The organism is uncultured Shewanella sp., assembly GCF_947495455.1.
Lineage (GTDB): Bacteria > Pseudomonadota > Gammaproteobacteria > Enterobacterales > Shewanellaceae > Shewanella.
This window is the reverse complement of record NZ_CANLZC010000014.1, coordinates 67,645-74,378: the sequence shown is the minus strand read 5'-3', so window position 1 is coordinate 74,378 and position 6,734 is coordinate 67,645. Positions and strand designations below refer to the sequence as shown.

Annotated in this window: 6 protein-coding genes; 3 read left to right on the top strand and 3 right to left on the bottom strand. The window is 37.0% G+C overall.

Going from position 1 to position 6,734, the window contains the following annotated elements; translation table 11 throughout:
• The first annotated feature begins 678 nt into the window (after positions 1 to 678).
• Both Q0791_RS06370 and Q0791_RS06365 read left to right on the top strand, forming a co-directional pair.
• Positions 679 to 1,734, top strand: a complete 1,056-nt coding sequence (locus Q0791_RS06370; protein WP_299003924.1) for a porin — start codon at positions 679 to 681, stop codon at positions 1,732 to 1,734.
• A 358-nt stretch (positions 1,735 to 2,092) separates the two neighbouring features.
• On the top strand, positions 2,093 to 3,208 hold the full coding sequence (locus Q0791_RS06365) for a porin (protein WP_299003921.1): 1,116 nt from the start codon (positions 2,093 to 2,095) through the stop codon (positions 3,206 to 3,208).
• A gap of 41 nt (positions 3,209 to 3,249) precedes the next feature.
• Here Q0791_RS06365 and Q0791_RS06360 read toward each other — a convergent pair whose 3' ends face one another.
• Positions 3,250 to 3,915: a thiopurine S-methyltransferase gene (locus Q0791_RS06360; protein WP_299003919.1), complete on the bottom strand. Its 666-nt coding sequence runs from the start codon at positions 3,913 to 3,915 to the stop codon at positions 3,250 to 3,252.
• 61 nt (positions 3,916 to 3,976) lie between these two features.
• Positions 3,977 to 4,792, bottom strand: coding sequence for a hypothetical protein (locus Q0791_RS06355; RefSeq protein ID WP_299003917.1), 816 nt, complete (start codon positions 4,790 to 4,792; stop codon positions 3,977 to 3,979).
• A 145-nt stretch (positions 4,793 to 4,937) separates the two neighbouring features.
• Here Q0791_RS06355 and dkgB point away from each other — a divergent pair, with 145 nt between their 5' ends.
• On the top strand, positions 4,938 to 5,744 hold the full coding sequence (dkgB, locus tag Q0791_RS06350) for a 2,5-didehydrogluconate reductase DkgB (protein ID WP_299003915.1): 807 nt from the start codon (positions 4,938 to 4,940) through the stop codon (positions 5,742 to 5,744).
• A gap of 50 nt (positions 5,745 to 5,794) precedes the next feature.
• Here dkgB and Q0791_RS06345 read toward each other — a convergent pair whose 3' ends face one another.
• Positions 5,795 to 6,598, bottom strand: coding sequence for a glucosaminidase domain-containing protein (locus tag Q0791_RS06345; protein WP_299003913.1), 804 nt, complete (start codon positions 6,596 to 6,598; stop codon positions 5,795 to 5,797).
• Positions 6,599 to 6,734 lie beyond the last annotated feature (136 nt).

Here is a 6,734-nt window from a genome sequence, read left to right as displayed (position 1 = left end):
TGTGCTGTATAACTTGGCTCACTTCACAATCAGTATTCATTGTTTATGAGCCAGAAAAGTGGGGATCCCTCAGTACCTGTAATACTTCAGAATAGCTGAAGCCTAATCCATTAACTTACAAACTTAACTCACAAATGTAACTCATAGCGAAAAATTAACCACATTCAAAAAATATCGAAAAATAATAGCCTATATTCACAAAGCAAATCACTAATACAATGAAATATGGGTCTCTTGAGGTTTTAAATAAATTTTAAGACGATTAAAATCTCGAATTCTACCATCATTAAATTTGATCTTTACAATAAAATTCGTAAAAGCAATCACGATATTAGATTGCAAAAAATAACAATTAATGACACTTACTTACAGTAAAATCTTATTTAAAATCGACAGTTAATTAAGTCATGCCTACCCTACTTGCTTTCGTTAAATCAATTAACCATCGTTAATCAAAAACAAATTTTGTTAACCGTTAATTAATTTTAATAATTAAATATATCATCGAGGTTTTTTTCTTACATCAGGTTAATGATTATTTTGTTTTTTAATCTTTAATTCATTCTAAATTAATAAATAAAGTTAGCTTTAAAACATCATTATTCATTATTATGCTTTCCCATCATTTAGGCGACTAAGCCAATCATTTCTTGTTACATGGTATCTCTGAGAATAATAATGAATAAATGCCCTCTATCTATTCCATTTGCGACAATGCTAAGCCTAGTTTCTTCGATGAGTTATGCTGATGGCATGACTTTTTTTGGTGAAATGAATAATTCAATTGTCAATTCAAATACAGACAATGGTACTCGTAATGGAAAATCAGGAACCTCCATTGAAAGCTGGGCCGCTATAGGCATTAAAGGCGATGAGTCGATAACGAACGATATCAGCTTAATCTATAAAATGAGCTTTCAGATCTACAATGCTAGCACTGATGGTTCATCGAATCCCGTTGAAGCTTACAATACCTACTTAGGCTTAAATAGCGCACAATACGGTACTGTTTTATTTGGCCGAAATGACACAGTATTTAAAGCCAGTGAGGGTAGTGTCGATGCCTTTAATGGCACCAATGCTGATATAAACAACCTTGTGGCGGCACAAACTCGTAGTGCCGATGGGATCTGGTATTATTCACCCAAAATTGCCGACTTAATCTCATTAAATGCCACTTACTTAATGGCAGAAAACCAATCCACAGATGATGATGTTAATATCAACAGTCAATATGCCATATCAGCGACATTAGGTGATAAGCAACTACTCGAACAAAATTACTTTCTTTCTGCCAGCTATAACAATGGCATTTCTGATGTCAATGCTTACAGAGGCGTATCCCAAATCAAATTAGGCGCATTTAAATTTGGGGGACTCTATCAATACACGAAAAGTTTAATCACAACAGAAACTAACATGAAAGGCTATAGTTATTTTCTCAATGTGATCTATTCCTTTGATAACATCAATTTAAAAGCTGAATATGGTGCTGACAATTCAGGGTTAGGGTATTACTTTAAAAATGCAACGGGTGGAAGTGCTACCGATAGAAGTTTATTTAGCCATGTCAACATGTCACAAATCACCATAGGTGCTGATTATGTTCTCTCAAACTCCACCGATCTTTACACCCATTACACTCTCTATCGAGGAAATTATACTAATGCCGGCGTTAATTACACACTCGATAACGACAATATGATCACCGTCGGTGTTGACTACAATTTCTGATAATCAAAGCGCCTATAGGCTTAACAAGGATGTTTCTTTTTCCCACTAACTTCAAAATGACTCCCATTCCTTCACACATACCCAAAAATGCCATCACCAAAATCGAGCTTAAACTCGAAAAGTAAAAATAAAACGATTAATGATAATATTAAATTAATAATATACCGCCACAATGAACACTTCAATAACCAATTGTTAATTATAAATGTCTATAAGTTAATTTTAAGCATTAAAACAATAAAAGATGTTTTAAATACTTCTCAATGCTTAATAAAACGCTAATATTCTCCACTCAAAAATACAAGAAAGGATGCTTGTAAAAAAACGATGGATAATATTTACACATAAAGATTAACCAATGACGACTATAATTAGAAAGTTAACTTACCCTGCAAACTTACTCTGTTTCTTAATGGCTTTTGTCAGTTTACATACTTTAGCTGAAGAGCCACAATTTTATGGCAGTATGGATTTCTCGCTAGCGAATGCCACAACCCAGTATGGGACCAAGAATCACAAGAAAGGCACAAGTATTGAGAGCTATGTCACTATTGGCATGAAAGGCAGTTATGATATCTCCGACCAAAGACACATCATTTATAAACTCAGTGTCAGTGTATCTAACCCTAGCCTTGAAGGTAATAAAGATCCAATCAAGGCTCACAACACATATCTAGGAATAGAAGATACGTTAGGCACTGTTTTGGTGGGGCGAAACAACACTGTATTTAAAAATTCTGAAGGCGATGCCGATGTCTTTAACGGCACCAATGCCGATATGAACAACTTAGTCGCAGGGCAAAGCCGAACTGCAGATTCTATTTGGTATTTTTCTCCACGTTTTGCAGATCGACTTGAATTTAGTTCAACCTATTTGATGACAGATAATCACACATCAAATGATGATCAAAATGATGAAACAAGCAAAAGTCATTCAAAAAACGGCCAAACTCAATACGCAATAACCACCACCTATGGTGATAAAAATTTTAGAAAACAGCCCTATTACTTTGCGGCCTCCTACAACAAAGGCATCTCCGATGTGGATGCATATCGAGGCATCGCTCAGATCCAACTCGGAGACTTTACCTTAGGCACGATTTATCAGCATACAAAAAGTACCCTTGAAGAAGAGCAAAACATGCGAGGCAACAGCCTGTTTTACAATATCATGTATTGCTATAAACGCATTAATTTTAAAGCCGAATACGCAACAGATACATCAGGATTAGGTTACTATTTTTCTAATGCCACCAAATCGGTAAAATCCCAAGATGGTACTAGCAACCCTCGTAGCCAATTTTCAAACATCAAAATGAAACAATTGGCAGTAGGGGCCGATCATATGTTATTGGCTACGACTAAGCTTTATGGACATTATGTTAGGTATCAGGGACATTACCTTAACAATAATACCCCTGTCTCACTCAAAACAGATCACATTTTCACTCTAGGAATGGAACACGTATTTTAACGGCTTCATGGGTGAGCCCAGCAGTCGGGCTCACCATTTAGCTATTTCCTGATCAACTTATAAACGGATTCAGTTAACCAAGGGACTTGTTTACGCATAAATTTAGGATTCTCATGCAATACATCATCACAACTTAATCTTTCTATATCAAAACCCGATGCCATATTGTCAATAATCCAATCATCTTGCACGGCAAAAGGCGGTCCAGCCATCACTTCTTGAGGGTAATCTAAGGTTATCAATAAACCTCGACTTCCCAAAGGCAATAACCTCATTAACTGTTCAACATATGTCTGTCTTAACGCTTCAGGCCATGCAATAAGCGCCGCTCTATCGTAAAAAGCACCGATAGTGCCACAATCTTGCGAAGACAGGGTTAACATGTCACCTTGTATTATTGTGATATTATCTAAAATAAAATGCTGATGTTCATTTTTTTGAATACAAGCCAAGCTTTCCTGCTCAACCTGATATTCAGAAAAAAATTGCCTCACCGCCAGCTCACTTAATTCACAGCCTAACACACTGTGACCTATCTCTTTGAGATAACACATATCCAATGTCTTACCACAAAGTGGCACCAAGACTCTTGCTGCAGTATTTAACCCCAATTGCGGCCAATATTTTATTAATAATGGATTCACTTCTTCATTATGAAATCCAATTTGCTGCTTCTCCCAACGCTCATGCCAAAAACTTGCTTTCATACTCTAATTTACCTTTATACACTTGAAAGTATGTCTTTAACAACAGACTCATTCTCAAGAATTATTGCGTCCCCTCATTCATCTGTTGCTTTCGCTTCCAATATTGATATACACACACATATAAAACAAGATAAATACTTGATGTTACGAAAGAGAGCAATGTACCTAAATATAAATCATATCGAGGATAAAAATTGATCACCGAAACGGAATAACAAATAGAAGCCCCAATACCTAAAATATAATTTTTTAGCAAAGTCGCCGCAACCTTGCTGCCATAAGTCAGATGAATGACAAATAAAAAAGGGGCAAAAGTAGACGGAAAACCCGATAATACTCCCGCCCACTGCGTCCCTACCATCTCAGCAATACCAGTGATAAATAGCACCATAAGAACAGCAATGACACTTCTAAAAATAAGAATTTTATAGGTGAATGGGACTTTTTGTTTAATGGCGCTGTCTTTGACTGAATGAAATAACCTAGCAAACAAGCCCATTGACAAAAAAGCCAATACCACTTGCGCTATTATCGGTAATTCTAACCTAATCAATATATCGCCAGTGATCAAAAAAGCAATCAATGCAGCTGCCCAAGACAAAACAAGGTGACTTCTCTCACCCACATTAGACACGCGATAATACACGTAAGCAAATACCATGGCGCCCAAACTTCCCAAAATGGTATGATCGACACTGTGCACAACAAATTCAGTGCCATTATCCACGCCTAAAAAGAAAATAATAATGGCCATGCCAGAGGGGAAACCAGATAACACTCCAGCAATACGTGCACTGCTGTTTTCAGCAATAAAAGCCAAGCCCATGACCACGACTAAGGTTGTCACGGTTTTAATTAGCATAAACTCAACTAGCATTATTGTTCCTCAGTCAAAGGGGAAATGTTCAACAGCAATCTATTTAATTCTTATTGATGAATAACAGAAATACAATATCACAAGCATAAAGCTCGAAAATACGTCTAAAATAATAACTAGAGGTAAATAACATAAAGGAAATGACATGATGCATATTCCTGCGATTGGTATGGGAACCTTTCGGTTAACGGATCAGGTAGCATTTGACTCTGTGACTATGGCGCTTAAAGCAGGTTACCGACATATTGATAACGCTGCGTTTTACCAAAATGAGATCCCTGTTGGGCAAGCTATTTCAAAAAGTGGCATTCCACGGGATGATATTTTTCTCACCACTAAGGTATGGTTCGATAATTTATCTGCTAAAAATTTTATCGATAGTGTTAAAACCAGTCTGGATAATTTAGATACCAGTTATGTCGATTTACTCTTAATCCACTGGCCTTCTCCGAATAATCAAGTTCCTATGTCGGAGTATCTCTCATTATTAGCCAATGCGAGAGCCATGGGACTCACGCAATACATCGGCGTATCGAACTTCACCATAAACCAAATGAAAACGGCCATGGATTTGCTTCCTCGTGAGCACATTCTCACCAACCAAATTGAAGTTCATCCTTATTTACAAAACAAAAAACTGGTCGAATTTTGTCAATCTCGCCACATTCTCGTGACCGCTTATATGCCCTTTGCCGTTGGACAAGCCCTTAAAGATGATACCATAATGCAAATAGCCAATATCCACAATGCGACGCCCTCACAGATCATTTTAGCCTGGATGGATAGTAAAAATTTAATCGCTATACCCTCATCATCGAAACAGGCTAACCTTGAAAATAATTTACTTTACACTCACATTGAACTCACCAGCCATGAATGTCAGCTCATTGATTCATTGGATAAAAATAAACGCTTTGCCAACCCTGATTTTGCACCTGATTGGGATGACTAAACTTCCCCTCTCCCCGTTATTACAATATTAAGTGTGATATTGGATAGAAACTAATGTAAATAACGCTTATTTTCTCGCAGCAGGTTTAATAGCTCACGAATATAAACTTGCCTGCGCTGTGAATAATTCACCAATCCGTACACTAACTGCTCAGCCGTTGGCTTTTCACCTTTAGCCCATTGCGTTGCTCTGATTTTTCGAAACAAAAAATAAGCGCCATTGACATTTAAATTATGCATATAGGCAATCACAGAATCTTGCACACTCTTAAAACGTTTCACTTCATGAAAATGTCCTTTTGAAGCCAAGCGAGGCATTAAGCCACAACCTTTTGTATAGCACCATTGACCAAAAAAGTTATTCCCTTCTCGAGCAAAACGAGAACTCCCCCAACCCGATTCCTGTGCGGCTTGAATGAGCACCAGATCTGACGGAATAGTGTCTACCTTATACAATAGCTCAGTAAATGACTTAGCCTTTATAGAGGTGAATTGATATTGATACTGCTTGGCTATTGCTTGTATACGTGATATCTGAGAATGAGATAACTGACTGCCTTTTTGTAAACGACTTTGCATGGACAACAAAAAAACACGCTCAACATAAATGCGATGATTTTCTTCATTTACGAATGGCTTAAGGTAACCAAAAAACGCTTTCTTTTTATCACTTATGTCAGTGATTTTAGCAAAGTTCGGCATGGGCGTTTCATTATGGTCAAGAGACCAAAATGACACCGCTTTTTGTGACGCAAATAGGGGGGTAGACAACAGAAAAAAACATAAAAAGAGCCCCACAGCGACATTCCGCCTAAGTAATAACAATGAGGATAATATTAATTGTGCCAATTGCATAATATTCCCTTTTATACACCTTATAACCTTAGCTAATAAGCGGGCTTTTTTCATGTACAGTGAAGTATTGATACAAACCAGAAACAAGATTATTCCATGATGAACTGTGTTAGCTTATAAACAGAACAATGTGAGA

Excerpts from the sequence above, each read along its gene's own strand:
- Q0791_RS06370 (WP_299003924.1), top strand. The coding sequence starts at position 679 with ATGAATAAATGCCCTCTATCTATTCCATTTGCGACAATGCTAAGCCTA.
- Q0791_RS06365 (WP_299003921.1), top strand. The coding sequence starts at position 2,093 with ATGACGACTATAATTAGAAAGTTAACTTACCCTGCAAACTTACTCTGT.
- Q0791_RS06360 (WP_299003919.1), bottom strand. The coding sequence starts at position 3,915 with ATGAAAGCAAGTTTTTGGCATGAGCGTTGGGAGAAGCAGCAAATTGGA.
- Q0791_RS06355 (WP_299003917.1), bottom strand. The coding sequence starts at position 4,792 with ATGCTAGTTGAGTTTATGCTAATTAAAACCGTGACAACCTTAGTCGTG.
- dkgB (WP_299003915.1), top strand. The coding sequence starts at position 4,938 with ATGATGCATATTCCTGCGATTGGTATGGGAACCTTTCGGTTAACGGAT.
- Q0791_RS06345 (WP_299003913.1), bottom strand. The coding sequence starts at position 6,598 with ATGCAATTGGCACAATTAATATTATCCTCATTGTTATTACTTAGGCGG.